Origin of the sequence: Goekera deserti, from assembly GCF_010685995.1 — a bacterium.
Lineage (GTDB): Bacteria > Actinomycetota > Actinomycetes > Mycobacteriales > Geodermatophilaceae > Goekera > Goekera deserti.
Window position 1 is genome coordinate 72,158 of the sequence record NZ_JAAGWK010000021.1, and the last position, 19,189, is coordinate 91,346.

The 19,189-nt window shown below is 75.0% G+C and carries 21 protein-coding genes; 7 read left to right on the top strand and 14 right to left on the bottom strand.

From position 1 onward, the window contains the following. Positions 1-14: 14 nt before the first annotated feature. The 3 genes from efeB to efeU are packed head-to-tail and all read right to left on the bottom strand — an operon-like array spanning position 15 to position 3,347. Positions 15-1,322, bottom strand: coding sequence for an iron uptake transporter deferrochelatase/peroxidase subunit (gene efeB, locus G1H19_RS14520; RefSeq protein WP_152731524.1), 1,308 nt, complete (start codon positions 1,320-1,322; stop codon positions 15-17). Continuing rightward, positions 1,319-2,467 carry an iron uptake system protein EfeO gene (gene efeO / locus G1H19_RS14525; protein ID WP_152731525.1) on the bottom strand — a complete coding sequence of 383 codons (1,149 nt, stop codon included), beginning with the start codon at positions 2,465-2,467 and terminating at the stop codon, positions 1,319-1,321. The genes efeB and efeO overlap by 4 nt, the downstream gene beginning before the upstream one ends. Beyond that, a complete protein-coding gene (gene efeU, locus G1H19_RS14530) occupies positions 2,448-3,347 on the bottom strand; it encodes an iron uptake transporter permease EfeU (RefSeq protein ID WP_152731526.1) in 900 nt (299 codons plus the stop codon). Before efeU ends, efeO begins: the two co-directional genes overlap by 20 nt. Positions 3,348-3,667: 320 nt before the next feature. Between efeU and G1H19_RS14535 the strand changes: the two genes are divergently transcribed. From G1H19_RS14535 to G1H19_RS14550, 4 genes are all read left to right on the top strand, one after another. Beyond that, positions 3,668-4,621 (top strand): cyclase family protein, encoded by a 954-nt coding sequence (locus G1H19_RS14535; protein ID WP_162393361.1) that lies wholly within the window; start codon positions 3,668-3,670, stop codon positions 4,619-4,621. Positions 4,622-4,802: 181 nt separating this feature from the next. Beyond that, positions 4,803-5,654: a 3-hydroxyacyl-CoA dehydrogenase family protein gene (locus G1H19_RS14540; RefSeq protein ID WP_152731528.1), complete on the top strand. Its 852-nt coding sequence runs from the start codon at positions 4,803-4,805 to the stop codon at positions 5,652-5,654. Between the two features lie 17 nt (positions 5,655-5,671). Continuing rightward, positions 5,672-6,451: an enoyl-CoA hydratase/isomerase family protein gene (locus tag G1H19_RS14545; RefSeq protein ID WP_162393362.1), complete on the top strand. Its 780-nt coding sequence runs from the start codon at positions 5,672-5,674 to the stop codon at positions 6,449-6,451. Positions 6,452-6,586: 135 nt separating this feature from the next. After that, positions 6,587-6,853: a hypothetical protein gene (locus G1H19_RS14550; protein ID WP_152731530.1), complete on the top strand. Its 267-nt coding sequence runs from the start codon at positions 6,587-6,589 to the stop codon at positions 6,851-6,853. A 54-nt stretch (positions 6,854-6,907) separates the two neighbouring features. Here the strand turns inward: G1H19_RS14550 and G1H19_RS14555 are convergent, their stop codons facing one another. Continuing rightward, a complete protein-coding gene (locus G1H19_RS14555; protein WP_162393363.1) occupies positions 6,908-7,126 on the bottom strand; it encodes a hypothetical protein in 219 nt (72 codons plus the stop codon). A gap of 203 nt (positions 7,127-7,329) precedes the next feature. Here G1H19_RS14555 and G1H19_RS14560 point away from each other — a divergent pair, with 203 nt between their 5' ends. Beyond that, positions 7,330-7,968: an MBL fold metallo-hydrolase gene (locus G1H19_RS14560; RefSeq protein WP_152731531.1), complete on the top strand. Its 639-nt coding sequence runs from the start codon at positions 7,330-7,332 to the stop codon at positions 7,966-7,968. A 79-nt stretch (positions 7,969-8,047) separates the two neighbouring features. Here G1H19_RS14560 and G1H19_RS14565 read toward each other — a convergent pair whose 3' ends face one another. From G1H19_RS14565 to G1H19_RS14585, 5 genes are all read right to left on the bottom strand, one after another. Further along, positions 8,048-8,854, bottom strand: a complete 807-nt coding sequence (locus G1H19_RS14565) for an SDR family NAD(P)-dependent oxidoreductase (protein WP_152731532.1) — start codon at positions 8,852-8,854, stop codon at positions 8,048-8,050. Between the two features lie 42 nt (positions 8,855-8,896). Beyond that, the gene (locus G1H19_RS24050; protein ID WP_235928255.1) at positions 8,897-9,322 is read right to left on the bottom strand and encodes an ATP-binding protein; all 426 of its coding nucleotides are present in this window, start codon (positions 9,320-9,322) and stop codon (positions 8,897-8,899) included. A 183-nt stretch (positions 9,323-9,505) separates the two neighbouring features. Continuing rightward, positions 9,506-9,970, bottom strand: coding sequence for an SRPBCC family protein (locus G1H19_RS14575; RefSeq protein ID WP_152731534.1), 465 nt, complete (start codon positions 9,968-9,970; stop codon positions 9,506-9,508). Between the two features lie 21 nt (positions 9,971-9,991). Continuing rightward, entirely contained in the window at positions 9,992-10,330 is a 339-nt protein-coding gene (locus G1H19_RS14580; RefSeq protein ID WP_162393364.1) for an EthD family reductase, read from the bottom strand. 10 nt (positions 10,331-10,340) lie between these two features. Beyond that, complete coding sequence (locus tag G1H19_RS14585; protein ID WP_202925990.1) at positions 10,341-10,832, bottom strand: MarR family winged helix-turn-helix transcriptional regulator; 492 nt, start codon at positions 10,830-10,832, stop codon at positions 10,341-10,343. A gap of 33 nt (positions 10,833-10,865) precedes the next feature. Between G1H19_RS14585 and G1H19_RS14590 the strand changes: the two genes are divergently transcribed. Beyond that, on the top strand, positions 10,866-12,113 hold the full coding sequence (locus G1H19_RS14590) for a phosphotransferase (protein WP_152731536.1): 1,248 nt from the start codon (positions 10,866-10,868) through the stop codon (positions 12,111-12,113). A 48-nt stretch (positions 12,114-12,161) separates the two neighbouring features. Here the strand turns inward: G1H19_RS14590 and G1H19_RS14595 are convergent, their stop codons facing one another. The 4 genes from G1H19_RS14595 to G1H19_RS14610 form a co-directional block, all read right to left on the bottom strand. Beyond that, positions 12,162-12,902 carry a GntR family transcriptional regulator gene (locus G1H19_RS14595; RefSeq protein WP_235928257.1) on the bottom strand — a complete coding sequence of 247 codons (741 nt, stop codon included), beginning with the start codon at positions 12,900-12,902 and terminating at the stop codon, positions 12,162-12,164. A gap of 60 nt (positions 12,903-12,962) precedes the next feature. Continuing rightward, the gene (locus G1H19_RS14600; protein ID WP_202925991.1) at positions 12,963-13,406 is read right to left on the bottom strand and encodes a bleomycin resistance protein; all 444 of its coding nucleotides are present in this window, start codon (positions 13,404-13,406) and stop codon (positions 12,963-12,965) included. A gap of 148 nt (positions 13,407-13,554) precedes the next feature. Beyond that, positions 13,555-14,826: a metallophosphoesterase gene (locus G1H19_RS14605; protein WP_235928258.1), complete on the bottom strand. Its 1,272-nt coding sequence runs from the start codon at positions 14,824-14,826 to the stop codon at positions 13,555-13,557. 629 nt (positions 14,827-15,455) lie between these two features. Further along, positions 15,456-16,538, bottom strand: coding sequence for a questin oxidase family protein (locus G1H19_RS14610; protein ID WP_202925992.1), 1,083 nt, complete (start codon positions 16,536-16,538; stop codon positions 15,456-15,458). Positions 16,539-16,590: 52 nt separating this feature from the next. On the opposite strand from G1H19_RS14610, the gene soxR reads away from it, so the two are divergent. After that, positions 16,591-17,148: a redox-sensitive transcriptional activator SoxR gene (gene soxR / locus G1H19_RS14615; RefSeq protein WP_162393365.1), complete on the top strand. Its 558-nt coding sequence runs from the start codon at positions 16,591-16,593 to the stop codon at positions 17,146-17,148. A gap of 233 nt (positions 17,149-17,381) precedes the next feature. On the opposite strand, the gene G1H19_RS24605 is transcribed toward soxR, so the two are convergent. Then, positions 17,382-19,175: a CYTH and CHAD domain-containing protein gene (locus tag G1H19_RS24605; protein WP_152731538.1), complete on the bottom strand. Its 1,794-nt coding sequence runs from the start codon at positions 19,173-19,175 to the stop codon at positions 17,382-17,384. Between the last annotated feature and the right edge of the window lie 14 nt (positions 19,176-19,189).

Below are 19,189 nucleotides of genomic sequence, written 5' to 3' on the forward strand. Positions count from 1 at the left end.
CCCACGACCAGGGCTCAGGCGAACAGCGCGCGCCCCCACCAGTCGTCCGGCCCGGTGACGCCGGGCGGGCAGGCGAAGACCGCCGAGGAGGTGTGCTGCACGTACTCGTTCATCGCGTCGTCGCGCAGGTTCTGCTGCACCTGCACGAACCCGGTCGCGGGGTCGCGCTGGTAGCAGATGAAGAACAGCCCGGCGTCCAGCCGGCCGAGGCCGTCGGACCCGTCGACGAAGCTGTACCCGCGGCGCAGGATCGCCGTCCCGGAGTTGGTCGGGTGCGCGAGGAACACGTGCGAGGTCTGCGGCACCGCGAACTCGCCGTCGACCTGCTTGGTGAAGTCGACCGGGTCGAACTCGGCCTGCTGGCCCAGCGGGGCACCGGTGCCCTTGGCGCGGCCGATGGTCTGCTCCTGGTCGTTCAGGGTCGCGGTGTCCCACTGCTCGATCCGCATGCGGATGCGGCGGGCGACCAGGTAGGAGCCGCCGGCCAGCCAGTCCTGGTCGTCGTCGCCGACCCAGACGAACTGGTCCAGCGTGCTGGTGTTCTCCGCCTTGAGGTTGTCGGTGCCGTCCTTGAAGCCGAACAGGTTGCGCGCGGTGTCCTGCCCGGTGGACGTCGACGACGTGCGGCCGAAGCCCAGCTGCGACCAGCGCACGCTGATCACCCCGGCGCCCAGGCGGGCCAGGTTGCGGATCGCGTGCACCGCCACCTGCGGGTCGTTGGAGCAGGCCTGCAGGCAGATGTCGCCGCCGCTGCGCGCCGGGTCGATCGCGTCGCCACGGAAGGACGGCAGCTCGACCAGCGGCGCCGGACGCCGGTCGGCCAGCCCGAAGCGGTCGACGCCGTCCGCGGTGGTGAACAGGGTGGGGCCGAAGCCGACGGTGAGCGTGAGCCCGGCCGGCGGCAGGCCGAGAGCCTCGCCGGTGTCGTCGGGCACGTCGTACTGGCCGCCCCCGACGGCCCCGACGCTGCCGGCGTCCAGCCCTGCGGTCATCCGCCGGGCGGCCGTCGTCCAGGCCTGGAGCATCGCGACGAGCTCGTCGCGGTCCTCGGTGATCACGTCGAAGGAGACGAAGTGCAACCGGTCCTGGGCCGGGGTGACGATCCCGGCCTGGTGCGCACCGGTGAACTCGACCGCGCCGGTGGCCGCTGCGGGCCCCGGTGCGCCCTCGTCGGCGGTGGCCCGGCCGATGACCCCACCGGCCGTGCCGGCCACCAGGACCCCCGCCGTACCGGCCCCGGCCAGGCCGAAGAACCGCCGCCGGGACAGCCCGGCGGCAGCGTCGTCCCCGGTCGCGTCGCGTCCCGGTCCCCAGCCCCTCATCGCTGGGCGACCACCGCGGCGACCTGGCTGACCGACTCGGTCAGCGCCGTGATGCTGTCCGACAGGCCACGCAGCTGCTCCTCGCTCAGCTGGTCGTACAGCGTCCAGCCGTCGCCGACCTGGTACTGCGCGAGCTCGGCCTGGGTGGCGGCGAAGCGCTCGTCGATCTTGCCGACCAGCTCGGGGTCGGCCTCCTCCAGGTACGGGCGCAGCGCCTGGACGGCGGCCTGGGACCCGTCGAGGTTGGCCTTGAAGTCCCAGAGGTCGGTGTGCGAGTACCGGTCCTCCTCGCCGGTGATCTTGCCGGTGGCGATCTCGTCCAGCAGGGCCTTGGCGCCGTTGGCCAGCTGCAGCGGGTCGAGGGTCTCCTCGTTGGCCAGGTCGACGATCTGCTGCACGTCGCTCACCAGCCGGTCGGCGTAGGGGCCCATGTCGGACACGTCGCCGGCCTCCCACAGCGCCTTCTCGATCCGGTGGTAGCCGGTGAAGTCCTCGCCGGGGGCCTGGTCGCCCTCGCGGCCGTCGATGATCGGGTCCAGGTCGCCGAAGATCTCCGCTACCGGCTCGATCCGCTCCCAGTAGGTGCGGGCCACCGGGTACAGCGTCTTGGCGCCCTCGATGTCACCGGCCTTGACCGCGTCGGCGAAGGCGGTGGTCTGCTCCAGCAGCGCGCCGGTCTGGCTCTGCACGTAGCGCTGGTAGTCGGCACTGGCCTGGGAGAGGGTCTCGTCCTCCGACAGCGTCTGCGACTCACCGGAGACGGTCAGCACCGAGCGGATGCCGTCGCCCACCATGCCGGGCTTGCAGGCCGTCTCGTAGGAGCCGGCGGGCAGCTCGACGAGCAGGTCGCGAGCCACACCGGGGGCGATGTTCTCGACCTCGGCCATGACCCGGTCGCCCTCGGCGTAGACGTAGAACTCGGTGACCTTGCTGCCGGAGTTGGTCACGGTGAACTGGTGCGTCCCGGCCTGCAGGTCGGTGGTGGCGACATCGCAGCTGTCGTCGCTGGCGGCCACCGCGATGTCGTCGGCGGCCGCCGAGGAGGTGTCCCCGGACCCGTCGGAGCCGCAGGCCGCGAGCAGCGTGACGCCGGTCAGGGAGAGGGCGGCCAGGACTGCGCGCGAGCTACGCAGGTGCGTCGACATGCGGGGAGGACTCCGTCGTGGTGGTGGGGGTGGCCGGGGTTGCGGTGGCCGGGGTTGCGGTGCGGCGGGCGGTGCGCCCGGGCAGCAGGAACAGGGCGAGCACCGGCACGAGGTAGGCCACGTAGGCCACCATCTCGAGCACGGTCGGCGCCGGGGTGATGTTGAGGACGCCGGCGATCACCGCGCCGTACCAGGAGCTCGGGTCGAGCGTGCCGGAGATGTCGAAGGCCGTGGTGGTCAGGCCGGGCAGCACGCCGGCCTCCTGGAAGTCGTGCACGGCGTACTTGAAGATGCCGGCCGCGACGAGGACCAGCAGGGCCCCGCTGACGGTGAAGAACGCCGACAGGTTGATCCGCACGGCACCGGCGTACAGCGCCACGCCGAGCACCACCGCGGTGGCCAGGCCGGCGAGCAGGCCGAGCAGCGGGCTGCTGGTGGTCGCGCCCTGCGCGGAGGCGAAGAACAGCAGCGTCGTCTCCAGCCCCTCCCGGACGACGGCGAGGAAGGCGATGCCGACCACCGCGCCGATGCCCAGCCCGACGGCGTCGTCCAGCTTGCCGCGCAGCTCGCCGGACAGCCGGCGCGCGGTGCGGCGCATCCAGAACACCATCCAGGTGACCAGCGCGACGGCGACGGTGGAGGTGATCGCGTCGAACAGCTCCTGCTCCGGGCCGCCCAGGACGGTGGAGGAGACGTAGCTGAGCAGCCAGCCGAAGCCGATGGACAGCGCGGCGGCCGCGGCCACCCCGGCCCACATCGGCGGCAGCTGGCGCCGGCGCCCGGTCTTGACCAGGTAGGCGACGAGCACGCTGATGATGAGGACCATCTCCAGGCCCTCGCGCAGACCGATCAGGTAGCTGGCGAGGAAGACGTCGCCCATGGCCGCACCTCCCGTCCCTCCGTGGGTCCCCGTCGCCCGGCGTAGGGCAGGCTGACCTCAGTTCGCGGACGACCGTACGCCCGTGTCCCCCGTCGCGGGAGGGAACGCCGCGACGTCCTCCCCCACAGGCGCGACGGCCCCTGCAGCTGGCAGCAGTCGCGGTGTGACGCGCTGCCACGGCGCACCGCGGACAGTCGCCGCCGGGCGGACGTTGCACCCGGCTTGACACCCGCGGCGCCCCGCTGTGACGGTGCTCACGGAGGTCCGGGCCGGTTCCCGGCCCTCCCGTCCCACTGTCGAGACCCTGCGAGAGGTGCCCTGTGGCCGATGTGCCCGACCTGACCGAGCTGCTGGCCGGCGCGCCCACCAACTGGGGCAAGTGGGGCGACGACGACGAGGTCGGGGCGCTCAACTACCTCACCGCCGAGGAGGTGCTGCGCGGTGTCGCGCACGTGCTGACCGGCGAGGTGTTCACCCTGCAGCGGCTGATCGGCGACCCGAAGGGCGACCCGGTGTGGCCCGGCCGCACGCCCGCCGAGCGCACGATGCTGCTGGACGAGTCGACCTGGGACTCCGACGACGCCCCGCAGTACCCCGGCGGCCTGCACTACGCCGACGACAAGATCAACGCCTTCCTGCAGGGCTCCACGCAGTACGACGCGCTGGGCCACCTCTGGTACGGCGGGAAGATCTGGAACGGCTACGACGCCCGGACGACGGTCGGCGGGCTGGACAAGGCCAGCGTCGAGCCGATCGCCCAGCGCGGCGTGGTCGGGCGGGGCGTGCTGCTGGACATGGCCCGCTTCCGCGGCAAGGCCTCGCTGGACAAGGGCGAGACGTTCACCCACGAGGACCTGCTGGCCTGCGCCGAGGCCCAGGGGCACACCATCGACAAGCGCGACGTGCTGGTGGTGCGCACCAACTTCCTGCAGCAGTTCTTCGAGCAGGGACCGGCCTTCTACGAGGGCTTCAACGAGCCGGGCCTGGTGTACAGCCCGGAGCTGGTGCGCTGGTTCCAGGACATGGAGATCCCCAACCTGGCCACCGACACGATCGCCAACGAGGTCACCACCGACCCCAACAACGGCGTCGCGCTGGTGCTGCACAACGCCCTGATGCGCAACCTCGGCGTCACCCTCACCGAGATCTGCGACCTGGAGACGCTGGCCGACAGCTGCGCCGCCGACGGCCGGTACACGTTCCTCTACGCCGCCGCCCCGCTCAAGGTGCACCGGGCGACCGGCTCCCCGGTCAACCCGCTGGCGATCAAGTAGGTCCACCCCCGCCCACCAGCGGCCACTTCCGCGGAAACGGCCGGCACCACCGGCGGCCACTTCCGCGGAAACGGCCGGCTCCAGCAGCCACTTCCGCGGAAACGGCCGGGGCGTTGGGGGGCGTCCTCGCGGGCGGGGCCGGACGGCGGGCGGGCCGGGGAGCGGTGAGAGGGTGGCGGGCATGAGCGCACCGGAGCGGGTCGGCGTCATCGGCGGCGGGCGGATGGGGGCGGGGATCGCCCAGGTCCTGCTCGGGGTGGGTACCACCGTGCACCTCGTGGAGGCCGGCGACGCGGCCGCTGCGGCCGCCCGGGCACGGGTCGCCGACGGCCTGGAGGAGGCCGCCCGCCGGGGCAAGCTGGACGGCGGGGTGGACGATGCGCTGGCCCGGCTGCACATGGTCGACTCACCGGCCCTGCTGCCGGCGGACACGGGGTTGGTCGTGGAGGCCGTGCCGGAGCAGGTGTCGGTGAAGCTGCAGGTCCTGCGCGCCGCGGAGGAGGCACTGGGCCCGGACGCCGTGCTGGCCACCAACACCAGCTCGCTGTCGCTGACCGAGCTGGCCGCCGCGCTGGACCGGCCGGCCCGCTTCGTGGGCATGCACTTCTTCAACCCGGTGCCCGCCTCGAAGCTCGTCGAGGTGGTCGTGGCCCCGGAGACCGCCCCGGACGTCGTGGAGACGGCGCGGGCGTGGACCCGCCGGCTGGGCAAGACCGACGTGGTCGTGCGGGACTCCCCCGGGTTCGCGTCGTCCCGGCTGGGCGTGCTGCTCGGGCTGGAGGCCATCCGCATGCTGGAGGAGGGCGTCGCCGACGCCGAGGCCATCGACACCGCGATGGAGCTGGGCTACCGGCACCCGATGGGGCCGCTGCGCTCCACCGACCTGGTCGGCCTGGACGTGCGGCTGGCCATCGCCGAGTACCTCACCGGCACCCTGGGTGAGCGGTTCGCCCCGCCGCAGCTGCTGCGTGACAAGGTGGCCGCGGGCGAGCTGGGCCGCAAGAGCGGCCGCGGCTTCCACACCTACTCCTGAGCACAGAGAGGACGCCGGTGACCGAGCCGACCGTCACCCGCACCGACGCAGACGGCGTCGCCACCATCACCCTGCTGGCGCCGGGCCTGTCGCACCGGTCGCGGGCCGAGCTGACCGCGGCGTTCACCGCCGTCTCCGCCGACCCGACGGTGCGGGCGGTGGTGCTCACCGGCGCCGGCCGGGCGTTCTGCGTCGGGCAGGACCTCGGCGAGCACGTGCAGGCCCTGCAGGGTGACGCCAGCACCTCGCTGAACGTGGTGTCGGACTCCTACAACCCGCTGCTGCTGCTCGTGGCGAGCCTGCGGGTGCCGCTGGTGGTGGGCATCAACGGCGCGTGCGTGGGCGCCGGGCTGGGGCTGGCCCTGGCCGGTGACCTGCGGGTGGCCGCGGCCGGCGCGAAGCTCGGCACGGCGTTCGCTGGCATCGGGCTGTCCAGCGACTCGGCGCTGGCGTCGCGGCTGGTGCACTGCGTGGGCGGCTCGCGGGCCACCGAGCTGCTGCTGTTCCCGGACACGTTCACCGCCGAGACGGCGGCGCAGTGGGGCCTGGTGCACCGGGTGGTGCCCGCCGACCAGGTGCTGGTCGAGGCGCAGGTGCTCGCCGGCCGGCTGGCGCAGGGCCCGACCGCGGCCTACGCGGCGATCAAGACGGTGCTGGCGACGGCGGCGACGGACTCGCTGGAGGACACCCTCGCCCTGGAGGCGCGCCTGCAGCAGCAGCTGGGCAGCACCCGGGACCACCGCGAGGCGGTCGAGGCGTTCCTGGCCAAGCGGGCACCCACCTTCACCGGGTCCTGAACCGCGCGGTGCGGTCACGCGGGCCCGCGCACACCGGGTGCCGACGCGCGGGGACCGCGTCAGGATCGGCGCCCCGGGTGTCAAGGACGCGTCACGAACCGGTCCGGGGGCCGGCGCCGCGCCCATGCTGAGCCCATGAGCGCACCGATCCTGCTGGTCCGTACCGCCTGCTCACCCGGCTACGTCTCCGGCCACAGCCGTCGGTCCGGCACCGGCGCCGACGCGGTGGTGCACGCCGTCGCCGTCCACCGTGACCCGGCCGAGCTGCTGGCCGAGCCCGAGCTCGCCGTCTGCGGCGCCATCGTGCTCGTGGACGCCGAGGCGCCCACCGGTGCGTGCACCGCCGCCCCCAGCTGCCCGGAGTGCCAGCTCGTGACCGGGGCTCTGCTCCGCCGACGCTGACCCGACGCCGTCAGGTCACGCCAGGCCGGGCCGCGCCGCGCCCGGCCGGGGGGCTCAGGCGAGGACGGTGCAGGTGGGGCAGACGTCGCGGGTCGAGACCGGCCACGGCTGGTCCGGGACGACGCGGGCGAGGGTGCCGCAGACGGTCAGCTCGCAGGCACCGTCGATCTCCGACGGCGCGCGGTGCACCTCGACGGCGTGCCACAGCGCGCTGGTCGGCCCGTGGGCCCGGCTGCGCGCGGCGATGAACGTGGTGGTCAGGGTGGTCGTCACAGCAGAGGTGTCGGCGCGGCGCCGGTGGTCCTCGACCCGGAACGGCCCGTCCCACCCGAGAGAGTCAGACCGACACTCGTCAGTGTTTGCCACTCAAGGTCCGGTCACGGCGCGTCGTGGCGCCCCCACGTGACCGGCCGCACAGCACGGACACGACGTGTCCGGTACGCCCGCTGTGCACCGGCTGGGTGCACGATGCCCCCATGGAGCTGACCAAGTACGGCCACGCGTGCGTCGTCCTCAGCGAGGGCGAGCAGCGGCTCGTCATCGACCCCGGCGCGTTCACCGACCCGGCGGCGCTGGAGGGTGCCGGTGCGGTGCTGGTCACCCACGAGCACGCCGACCACGTGGTGCCCGATCGGCTGCGCGCGGCCCTGGACGCCGACCCGGCGCTGGAGGTCTGGACGAACGCCGCGGTGGCGGCCCTGCTGGAGGGCGCCGGCACCCGGGTGCACGTGGTGGGCGCCGGTGACGCGGTCACCGTGGCCGGCTTCGAGGTCACCGTGCACGGGGAGCTGCACGCGGTCGTGCACCCGGAGATCCCGCGGATCACGAACATCGGCTTCCTGGTGGGGGGCGAGGTGTTCCACCCGGGCGACGCGCTGACGGTGCCGGACGAGCCGGTCACCACGCTGCTGGTCCCGGCGTCGGCCCCGTGGTCGTCGACCGGCGAGCTGATCGACTACGTCCGCGCCGTGGACGCCGACCAGGCCTACGGCGTGCACGACGCGCTGCTCAGCGAGATCGGCATCGGCCTGGTCGCCGGGCTGCTCGGCGAGCGGGGCCCGGGCACCTCGACGCCGTTCACGACGCTGGCGACGGGCGAGACCGTCACGGTCTGACCTTCCCCCGGTCCGCGGACGCTGCCGGGCCCGGAGCGGTCCGTGCGGCTCGGCTCACCCCACGGGCCGGGTGCACCCGTCAGCTGCGGTGCGCGGCGCCCTCCCGGTTGGCGGCGGCCTTGAGCCGGTCGGGCAGCAGCCGGTTGGCCATGCCCTGCGCCTTGACCGCCAGGGAGGCGGCCAGCACCTTGTCCCGGTGGGCGAACAGTGCCTCGACGCCCTGCTCGGCGACGGCCTGGGGCGTGTCCTTGGGGCCCGTGCCCATCGCGGTGTCGGTCATCCCGGCCCGCTCGAAGAACTCGGTGTCCACCGGGCCGGGCATCAGGGTGGTCACCTGCACCGCCGAGTCCTCCAGCTCCGCCTGCAGGGCCTCGGCGAAGGACTGCAGGAACGACTTCGAGGCGTTGTAGACCGACTGGTTGCCGCCGGGCATGGTGGCGGCGATCGACGAGGTGATCAGCAGGTGGCCCTCGTCCCGGGCGACCATGTCGCGCAGCAGCAGCTTCGCCAGGTGCACGTTGGCGGTGACGTTCAGGTCGATGACCGAGAACTCGTCGGCGAGCTCGGTCTCCACGAAGGGCCCGCCGACGCCGATCCCGGCGTTCAGCGCGGCAGCGCCGACCGGCCGGCCGAGCGTGACGACGGCGGCCCAGAGCTGCTCGACGCCCTCGTGCGTGCGCAGGTCCACCTGCACGGGGTGGATCTCGGCCCCGACGTCCGGGATGTCGTGGGCGGCGGTGGTCAGCTCGTCGTCCTCGGCGGTGACGACGAGGTCGTAGCCGCGCTGCGCGAACTGCTTGGCGATCTCCAGCCCGATGCCGCTGGAGGCACCGGTGACGAGGGCGAGGGGGCGGTTGTCGGCCGTGTTGGCGGTGGGTTCGGTCATGCCGGCGTGGCTACCCACCCGGCGCGGGGTCACGCAGGTGGTTCAGCGCCGCCGCGGGATCGTCGCCCAGACCGACTTAGTCTCGCCGTCGGGCCACCAGCCGTGCTCGGTGGCCATGTCGGCGATGATGTACAGCCCCAGGCCGCCGAGGGCGGGGTCGCGGCCGACGGCGGGCGCCGGCGCCCGGGTGGCCGCGTGGTCCTGGACCTCCACCAGCCAGTGCCCGGGGGCCTCCCGGACGCACGCCTTCACGGGTGCCCGGCCGTGCCGCAGGGCGTTGGAGGCCATCTCGTCGAAGGAGAGCACCACCTGTTCGGACACCTCGACGGCGTCCCGGCCCTGGATGCGGGCCCGGAGCTCGGACCGGGCCTGAGGCAGGTCACCGAGCTCGTCCAGGTCCCAGTGCCAGCCGCCGACGCTGTCCGGGGCGACCCGGGAGGGCCACGGGGTCCCGGAGGGCTCGCTCACGTGACCTCCCTCCGCTCGCGCCGGGCGACTCGGGAACACCGGGCCATGAGCTCCCACCATCGCACAGTCCCGCGCTGACCTGGGACTCCGACCCCAGGTCACCGTCGGCGCGGCGTGCCGTGCGGGCGGCGGACCGGCCCTGCCGCCGCCGGTCGCGGGGACGGCGGGCCGGGTGCGCACGGCTCAGTCGGTGAGCGCGGCCACGTGGTCGTCGACCTTGGCGAGCTCGGCGGCGACCAGCCGCCGCACCATCCGGGCCATCGACGTGCGCTGGACGAGCCGGACGACGCGCCCGGTGCCGGTCGGCTCGTGGGTCACCGTGATCGTCACCCGGGTGCTGCCCGTCGTGGCGCCGTCGGCGAGCTCGATCCGCGTCGTCCACACCTCCGGGGTGAGCGACAGCCGCGTCTCCACCACGGACTGCGGACGCCACTGCACGATCTCCCCGCGCGGCGCCGTGGCGGCGGGCGCCCGGCCGGGTTCGAGCCGGCCGGGCTGGCACACGAAGGTGGCGCCGCGGCGAACCGCGCCGGTGACGACGTAGGAGACGTCGCACACCGCGCAGTAGGGCTGCAGGACGGCCAGCGCCCGCCACACCCGGTCCCGCGGGTGGGCGACCTCTCGGCTGGCGGCGGCGGTGGTCGTCATGCAGCTCCTGTCAGGCGGGGGTCACCCGGTGGCGTCGGCCCCGGCCGAGCCCGGGCGGTGCGGCTCGGCGGAGAACATCGTGGCCAGCTCGATGCCGCCCCACTCTCGCAAGTCGTCCCCGGCGGCGGTCCACTCGGGGGACGTCAGGGCCTGCTCCATGGCCTCGGCGGACTCGAACACCAGCTCGGCGATCAGGTGGTAGGCGGGCTTGCCGACGAACTGGCGGATGACCCGGTGCACCCGGTTCTCCACCAGACCGGGGACCTTCTCCACCAGCGGGACGTGGGTGCCGGCGTAGTGCTGCTCGAAGTCGGTCGGGTCGGCGGGCGTCTGGTACAGGGCGAAGTAGCTGACGGTCATGCCGTTGCCCCTACCCCGCGGAGCGCGCCTGCACATCCGGTTGTCCGCCATCTCCTCGCGCATCCGGTTCGGCCGGTGCCACCTCCGCCAGGACCGCCCGGGCGACGGCGTAGCGCTCGGCGCCCACCTGGGCCGCCCACCCGCGCTCGACCTCGGCCAGCCGGTCGCGGACGGCCGCGTTCACCGTCCGTCCGCGCTCGGTGAGCCGGACCAGGCGCGCCCGCCCGTCGGTCGGGTCGGGGACGACGTCCACGTACCCGCCGCGCTCCAGGGGAACCAGCGCCTGCGCCATCGCCTGCTTGGTGAGCCCGCTCGCGGCCGTGAGCTGGCTGAGCCGGGCGCCGCCCGGGGGCAGGAAGGACAGCGTCCGGTAGTGCCGCGTGCGCAGCCCCGGGAAGGACGTGTCGCTGAGCTCGTACAACTCGGCCCGGAGCCGGTGCATCGCGTGCTCCAGCAGGACCACCACGAGCGGCGCGCCGTCGTCGTTGACAGAACTGGACAAGCTGCTTCACCATCTCCTCATCAGACAAGCAGCTTGACCATCCCACACGAGGTGCGCGATGACGACTCTCCCGGCCATGGACCGCTGGTCGCTCCTGCTGCCCCGCAGCTCGCCCCGGCGGCCGGTCCGTCCTGCGCCTCCCCGCCCGGTCCGGTGACCGGCCTCCCCGGCGGCCTGCCGGTCGACGAGCTGGCCGATGCCCTCCAGCGGTGGACGCACCGGCCCGGCCTGGCTGTGGACGACGTGCGCTGTGCGCCGATCCGGCACCGCATCTCCGCGCCGACCACCCGGGCGCTCACCCGTGTGACCGTCGCCGCCTCCGACGCGGACGGCCCGGTGACGCTCTCCCTGGTGACCAAGGAGCTGCAGGCCGCCCGGTACGGCCTGCCGCCACAGATGCCCGACGAGGCGCGGGCCCACCTGGACACCGTCATCCCCTGGCGGCTGGAGGCCGAGGCCTACGCCTCCCCTGCGGCCGACCGGATGCCCGACGGGCTGCGGATGCCCGACCTCGTCGCGGTGCACGAGCAGCCCGGGGACCGGATGACGCTGTGGCTGGAGGACGTCGACCCGGTGGACACGCCCTGGACGGACGACGACCACGTCCGGGCCGCCGGGTTGCTGGGCCGGCTCGCCGCCCGCCGCGCCGGCGACGACCGGCTGCTCCCGAGGGGAGGCGAGTTCCTCACCACGTACCTGCGCGACAACCTGCTCGGCTGGTCGGGCCCACTGCTGTGCGGCGACGAGATCTGGCGGCACCCGCTGTTCACGCTGCCCTCCGTGGCCGCCCTGCGCCCCGACCTCACCGCGCTCGCCGGACGGGTCGACGCGCTGTTCGCCCGGCTCGACGGCCTGCCCGAGGTGCTGTGCCACGGCGACGCGACACCGATGAACCTGCTGCGCCCGCGCGCGCGGCCGGCCGACTTCGTCGCCGTCGACTGGGGCACGGCGACCCCGGCGCCGGTCGGCTTCGACGTCGTCCCGCTGGTGTTCGGGCGGGCCGAGGCGGGCACGGGCGACGCCGACGAGTCCCCCCGGCTGCTCGAGCTCGCCGTCCCGGCCTACCACGAGGGCCTGGCGGCCGAGGGGATGGAGGTGCCGCTGGAGACCGTCCGGACAGCCGTCGTCCTCGCGGCCCTGCTGCGCTACCCGTCGAGCAGCCTGCCGCTGGAGGCGTTCCTGGGCGGCGCCCCGGTCACCGACGAGGCGGTCGCCCGCACCGTGCAGCGCGCGGCGTTCGTCCGGATGGTGCTCGACCTGGAACGCGACCTGCCCCGCTAGTGGAATCCCACGGGCGCAGGCTCAGCGCCGGAGGACTCCACCAGCGCGTCAGCGACCGCCGACGGAGACCTCGAACTCGACCTGGCTGACGTCGGGCCGCAGCCGGGAGAAGCTGTGCACCAGCGGCTGGCCCTCCCGGTCGCGCACCGTGGTGCGCACCACCAGCAACGGCGAGCCGGTGACGACGGCCAGCAGGTCGGCCTCGTCGATGGCCGCGGTGCCGACGTCGACGAAGATCCGCGCGTGGGCGAGGTCGGCCTCGTACTCCCGGCGCAGGAACTCGTACAGCGACCCGTGGCTGAAGTCCTCGTGGGCCGCCTTGGGGAAGCGGTCGGCGGGCAGGAAGCTGCGGGAGACGTGGTTCGGCGCGCCGTCGATGCTGCGCAGCCGGACGACCTCGACCACCTCGTCGGCCACGTCCAGCCCCAGCTCGGTGGCGATGGCCGGCGCCGCCGGGACGATGTGCTGGGCGAGCACCGAGGTGCCGACCTGGGCGCCCTGCTCGGTCATGACCGAGTGGAAGCCGGCGATCCGGTGCACGAAGCTCTCGCGGTACTCGTGCCGGATGCCCGGGCGGGTGACGAACGTGCCCCGGCCCTGCTCGCGCACCAGGTGGCCGTCGGCGACCAGGCCGTCGACGGCCCGGCGCAGGGTGATCCGGCTGACGCCGTACTCGTCGCACAGCACCGGCTCGGGGGGCAGCAGGGTGTGCTCGGGCAGCGCGGAGACGCGACGCCGCAGGTGTTCGCGGACCGCGAGGTACTTCGGGCCCGACTCCGGACTGGCCACGCCGACGAAGGTACTGCACCAGTAGACGTCCATACGTCATGACGAATACCCGCCAGGATGTCAGTCCCAGCGGAAGAAGGTGAGCAGGTTGCCGTCCAGGTCCAGCGCCGAGAACTCCCGGCTGCCGAACGTCTGGTCCACTGGAGCGCCGGTGTCGGTGGGGTGCAGGACGCCGGCCGCGGACAGCTCGGCGTGCAGCCCGTCGACGTCGACCACGCGGATGCGACAGCTGGCCGTGCCGGCCAGGAAGCTCTCCGCACCGCTGCGCACCGGGCTGCCGGCGGTGTCCCGGTGCGTCCAGCGCTCGTCCGCCGCCTCCCACAGGTGCAGCTCGGCGGCGTCGCGCCGGACGACGGCGAACCCGGCGTCCTCGTGAACCGCGGGGAAGCCCAGCCGGGAGGCGTAAAAGCGGACGGCCGCCTCGACGTCGCGGACCGGGAGCGCCGGGACGGTCTCGGACAGGCCCGCCTCGACCCGTCGGTCCGCCCCGCCCTCGTCCGCCACGGCAGCAGCGTAGGACCGGGACCCGGCCGCGGCCAGACTGTGCACCCACTGTGCACAGCGATCTGCACAGCCTGGGGACAACGCGGTGGACGGCGGGACATCCCAGCTCAGCGCGCCGGGCGGGGTGTGGACACCCTGGGGACGACGCTCAGCGGGCCGGCCCCTCCCCGGGCTGCCAGAGCTCCACCACGGTGACCTCCGGGCGCGCCCCGACGCGCACCGGTGGCCCGAAGTAGCCGGCCCCCGAGGTGACGTAGAGCTGCGTGTCCCCGTGCGTGCTGTACCCCTCCACGGACGGCTGGTCGAGCCGGACGGCGTAGTCGAACGGCCACATCTGGCCGCCGTGCGTGTGCCCGGACAGCTGCAGGCCGACCCCGGCCCGCTGCGCCTGCTCGACCTGCACCGGCTGGTGGGCCAGCAGCACCACCGGCACGGCGTCGTCCCGGCCGTCGAGGGCGGCGTCGAGGTCCGCGCCGTGACCGGGGAGCCCCGAGGAGGCGGCGGTGCGATCGTCGATGCCGGCCAGGTCGACGCTGGCGCTGCCCCGCCGGATCGGCACCCGCTCGTTGCGCAGCACGTCCACCCCCAGCGTGGGCAGGTGCCGCAGCCAGGCGGTGGTGTCCACGAAGTACTCGTGGTTGCCGGTGACGAAGTAGACACCCTGCTCGCTGACCAGGTCGGCCAGCGGGGCGACGTCCTCGCGCAGGTCGGCCAGCTCGCCGTCGACCAGGTCGCCGACGATCGCCACCACGTCCGGCCGCTGGGCGTTGACCGTCTCCACCACCCGCTCGAACCGCCGCCCGCCGTAGGTGGCCGACAGGTGACCGTCGGAGAAGGTGACGATCCGCAGGCCGTTCAGCTCCGGGGCCAGGCCCTGCAGCCGGATCGGCACCCGCCGCACGACCGGAGCCGTGTTGGCCCAGTACGCCCCGGCGCCCACCGTGCCCACGGCCACCACCCCGGCGCCGACCGCCAGGCTGCGGCCGAGGAACAGCCGCCGGGACACGTCGGCCGGCTCGGACTCGGCCGGGGCTGCCGGTGCCGGACCGGCCGGCACCGCGGCCGGGTCGGACGCCGGGGACGCCGCCGTGGTGGCCGCAGTGGACGCCGCAGTGGTGGCCGCAGTGGTGGCCGCCGGGTCGGGACCACGGCGGCGCTGGGCCAGCCGGACCGCCAGCCGGACCGGCTCCAGCACGAGCAGGGTCAGGAACAGGTAGAACATCAGCCCGAGCCACACGAAGCCCACCCAGCTCAGCGGGGTGGCCACCGAGAGCGGGATGCGGCCGCGGGTCACCAGTGCGGCGGTGGCGAGCAGCGCCAACCCGACCAGCCCCCACGTCAGCCGCCGGCGCAGCCGCCCGGGGCGGGTGGTGGCCCGCACCAGCCGGGACCACAGGTAGGCGTGCAGCAGCACGACCACCAGGACGACGAACAGTGCGAAGCCGAGCAGACCGATGACGGCCAGGGGGTGCTCCTCGGGGAGGGTCGGCGGGGGACGGGGTCAGCGGCCGGTCAGGGAGGCCGGTGTCCGTCGATCACGCCCGCCACTGTGCCGCATGCCGGGGCCGGTCCGCTCCAGGTCCGACGCCCCTCGGGAGGCCACCCCCGGGACGCCGCCCGCGAAGGCAGACAGTGGCCCGACACCGGCCGCTCCCGGCCCAGAACCGGCCGACAGCGGGCCAATGCTCCGGTCCGACCCCTTTGGGCCACGCGCGGCGGCCAGGTCGCCCGCCAGGCAGCAGGCAATGGCCCGACACGGGCCGTTCGGGGCCCAGGACCGGCCGACAGCGGGCCAATGCTCCGGTCCGGGCCCCCGCGTGGGCCGCGCGCACGCCGCCCGGCGCGTCCAGGTCGCCCACCAGACGGCCCGCCAGGCGGGCGGGCGGGCGGCAGGGCGGCAGGCACTGGCCCGACACCGGCCGTTCCCGACCCAGGACCGGCCAGCAGAGGGCCGATGCTCTGATCCGGCCCCGCGTGGGTCACGCGCGCAGGTGGGTGCCGAGCGGGCTGGCGGCCACCTGGTGATCTCCGACCCGGTCGCCGACGTCCTCAGTTGATCAGCGCGGCCGCCCGCAGCGCCGCACCGGCCGCGGTGGGCACCCCGCGCGACGCCGACTCCAGCGCGACCTCGGCGAACTTCAGCGCGTGCTCGTCCCCCGACCGCACCGCTGCGGCCACCACCTCCTCCGCCGAGCCGCCTCGGGCGGGGTCGGGCAGCGCGGCGGCGGGCCGGTAGAGCGCCGCGATCGCCGCGGCGGCCGTCCAGGCGGCCTGGTGGGTGAGCGGCCACAGCTCAGGGGGCAGCGCCGGGAGCACCAGGGCGGCGGCGCGCGGCGCGGTGGCCGCGTGCACCAGCATCACCGGGGAGCCGGGGGCCCAGCGGCCGTACCGGACCACCGCCGCGTCCACCAGGCGGGTCAGCGCCGCGGGCACCTCGGCCACCGGGACGTCCGCGGCCGCCCGCAGCGCCGGCCGCCAGCCGGGGTGCAGGCCGAGCCGGTCCAGCCGGGCGCGGAGGTCCCCGGCGGCACCCAGCACCGGGACGCCGTCCAGGGCCTCGCCCGGCGGGCGGCCGCCGACCGGGGGCACGGCGCCGACCGGGGGCGCGATGGCGCTCCTGGGCACGATGCCGACCGGGGGCACGGCGCCGCTCAGGGGCGCGGAGCCGGGCATCGGCTGCCAGCGGGCGGCCCAGTACCCCAGCGCGGCAGCGAGCTCGGCCCGGCGGGGTGCGGTCTCCACCTCGCGCAGCGCCCGCACCGCGTGCCCGGTGCGGATCAGGCAGTGCGTGGCCGAGGCGATCGAGCCGGGCACCAGCCGGGGCCACCACCGCGCCAGCACGTCCGGCCACGGCGCACCGGCCAGCTCGCGGTCGAAGAACGCCAGCCAGTCACCCAGCCGGCCGGCGTCGCCGAGCGCCTCGTGCCAGTCGTCGCCGGTCACCGGCCACCGCTCCCCGGGCGCCTGCTCCAGCCGGCCGACGTACCCGTCGACCCAGCGGTGCACGTCGGCCGACGGGTCGATCCGCAGCAGCGCGTCGGCGGCCATCGGCCCGTGGTTGGACAGCCAGCCGTCGAACTCCGGGCCGGTCGACCGCAACCGCTCGTACACCTCGTCCAGTGCTCCGTCCACGGCGCCAGCCGACCACCTGCAGTGCACTTCAGGTCAAGGGCACACTGCACGCGTGGAGCTCACCGTCGGCGAGGTCGCCCGCCGGTCCGGCGTCTCGGTGGCCGCGCTGCGCTTCTACGAGCAGCAGGGCCTGATCAGCAGCCGCCGCACCCCGGGCAACCAGCGCCGCTACGAGCGCGGCGTGCTGCGCCGGCTCGCCTTCGTCGCCGCGGCCCAGCGGGTCGGGCTCACCCTGGCGCAGGTGCGGGCCGCCCTGGACACGCTGCCCGCCGGGCGCACACCGACCCGGGCCGACTGGACGGCGCTGTCCACCGGCTGGCGGGCCCTGGTCGACGCCCGCATCGCGGAGCTGCAGCGCCTGCGCGAGGACCTCGACGGCTGCATCGGCTGCGGCTGCCTCAGCCTGCCGGTGTGCGCGTTGTACAACCCCGGCGACCAGGCCGGCGCCGAGGCCCCGGGCTCGCGCTGGCTGCGGCGCGCCCTGGACCGCCCCGGTCAGCCCGCCGACTCGGGCAGTGACCCGCTCGCAGCCGTTCCCCAGCCAGGAACGGCCGACCGAGGGCCGATGCCCGCTGGCCCCGCCCGGGCAGCCCACCGACTCGGGCAGTGACCTGACCCCGGCCGTCCCACACCCGGGAACAGCCGACTGAGGGCCCAGGCCCCGGGGCCCGCCGGCCGCATCCGGGCAGCCCGCCAGTCCAGGCAATGACCCGACCGCGGCCGTTCTCCAGCCAGGAACGGCCGACTGAGGGCCGATGCCCGCCGGGGGGCCAGCCGGCTCCCTAGGGGGCGGCCGGCTCCCCGGGGGCCGGCCAGCCCTCGGGGAGCACGGGCGCAGGTGCGTCAGGGGCGCAGGTGGGTGGCCGCGCGCAGGGCGGGACGCAGGGTCGGCCACAGCGCCCAGAAGTCGGCCTCGGCCGCGGCGGAGCGGGCCTCCTCCAGGGCGTGCAGCCGGCCGTGGGTGAACGCGCTCTCCCCCGCCGCCGACGCCTCCCCGCCCAGTCGCAGGCACTGCTCGCGGGTCACCACGGTGTCCTGCCGGTCGCCCAGCACCTCCTGCAGCTGCTTCATCACCGACACCAGGCCGCCCACCGGGGAGCCGAGCGTGCCGGCGGCCACCTCGGCGGTGTAACGCACCCGCTTGGCCGCCTTGCGCACCTCGTGCAGCGCCAGGTCGCGGGCCTCGTCGTCGGCGGCGTCCTCGGCGGCGCGGACGAACCGGCGCAGCCGCTTCACCGTCTTCGCCACCACCGCGGCCAGCGCCGGCCCGGCGGGGCCGGCGGCCTCCTCGGTCAGCGGCGGGTCTGCGACCAGCGCGAACAGCCGGTCCAGCAGCTCCAGGTGCCGGGTCTGCCGCAGCACCGCGACGCCCGCCCCGCCGGCCGAGGTGTCCTCGGCGGCCTGCTCGGCGGCCCGCAGCTGCTCGACCACCGGGCCGACGACGAGCTCGGCCGGCTGGTCGGCCACGACCTGCAGCAGGTGGGCCAGCGACACCTCGGAGTCCCGGGCTCCGGACAGCTCCTGACCCAGCCAGCGCAGCTCCTCGCGCACCGGGTCGGTGTGCTCGCGCTGCAGCACCGGGCGGTAGGCGGCCAGGATGCTGCGCAGCCGGCGGGCGGCCACCCGCACCTGGTGCACGCCGTCGGGCTGACCGGTGCGCACCATGAGGTCGGCTCGCTGGAGCGCGGCCAGCTGCTGCTGCACCGCGGCGACCACGACGGCGCCGGCGTCCTGCGGCTGGTCGGGCTCGTCGTCGCCCGTCGACCCGGCCTTCCCCTTGCCCTTCGCCTTGCCCTTCGCCTTCCCCTTGTCCTTCGCCTTGCCCTGTCCCTTGTCCTTCGTCTTCGCCTTGCCCTTCGCCTTGCCGCGGGGGGACGCGCCCTCGGCCTCGGACGTCGACCCCGCACCGTCCGCCTCGCGGGCCGTCTCGTCGTCGTCGGTGGGGGCGGGGGCCGCCTCCATGTCCACCGGGGCCGTGTCGGCGTCGTCGTCGGAGGGCACCGCGGGCCGGTCCAGGCCGGCCAACCGGTCGGCGAGCACCCGCTCGACCTTCGCCCGCGAACGCGAGACCCGGGCCCCGGAGACGACCAGCTCGGCGGCCACCGCGGCCAGCACCTCCTCGTCGCCGTCGACCAGCTCGACCTCCAGCTCCCGCCAGGTGGTGACCACCGCGGCCTCGCCCGGGCCGGTGGACACGGCCGTGCCGGTCACGTGGTCGTCGGCCACCTCGGCCAGCACCCGACCGTCGGCGGCCAGCAGCGGGGTGACCAGCCGGCGGGTCGACAGGGTCGCGACGACGGCGGTCGGGGCCCGCCGGACGATGCCCAGCACCGGGTCCAGCACCGCCTTCGGAACCGTCTTGACCGCGCGCCCGAGCGGCGACTGGAGCTCGCGGCGGGCGCCGGCCTCGGCCGGCAGCTTCACGTGCCAGCCGGCGTCGGGGCCGCCGGTGCGGCGCCGCAGGGTCACCTTGGCCCGCAGCAACCGCAGGTCGGCGGTGTCGTGGTAGCTGGCCTGCAACTGGTGCACCACCGGCTCACCGACCGAGTGGACGCCGTCGACGCCGGACAGGTCGGGGAGGACGTAGCCCTCCTCGACGTCGAACTTGCGCTCGATCTCGATGTGCTCGCTGGCCACGGGTGGGGCTCCTC

What these genes read in the sequence shown, in the direction of transcription:
- efeO (WP_152731525.1), bottom strand. Translation starts at nt 2,467, where the DNA reads ATGTCGACGCACCTGCGTAGCTCGCGCGCAGTCCTGGCCGCCCTCTCC.
- G1H19_RS14560 (WP_152731531.1), top strand. Translation starts at nt 7,330, where the DNA reads ATGGAGCTGACCAAGTACGGCCACGCGTGCGTCGTCCTCAGCGAGGGC.
- efeB (WP_152731524.1), bottom strand. Translation starts at nt 1,322, where the DNA reads ATGAGGGGCTGGGGACCGGGACGCGACGCGACCGGGGACGACGCTGCC.
- G1H19_RS14565 (WP_152731532.1), bottom strand. Translation starts at nt 8,854, where the DNA reads ATGACCGAACCCACCGCCAACACGGCCGACAACCGCCCCCTCGCCCTC.
- G1H19_RS14575 (WP_152731534.1), bottom strand. Translation starts at nt 9,970, where the DNA reads ATGACGACCACCGCCGCCGCCAGCCGAGAGGTCGCCCACCCGCGGGAC.
- efeU (WP_152731526.1), bottom strand. Translation starts at nt 3,347, where the DNA reads ATGGGCGACGTCTTCCTCGCCAGCTACCTGATCGGTCTGCGCGAGGGC.
- G1H19_RS14550 (WP_152731530.1), top strand. Translation starts at nt 6,587, where the DNA reads ATGAGCGCACCGATCCTGCTGGTCCGTACCGCCTGCTCACCCGGCTAC.
- G1H19_RS14580 (WP_162393364.1), bottom strand. Translation starts at nt 10,330, where the DNA reads ATGACCGTCAGCTACTTCGCCCTGTACCAGACGCCCGCCGACCCGACC.
- G1H19_RS14540 (WP_152731528.1), top strand. Translation starts at nt 4,803, where the DNA reads ATGAGCGCACCGGAGCGGGTCGGCGTCATCGGCGGCGGGCGGATGGGG.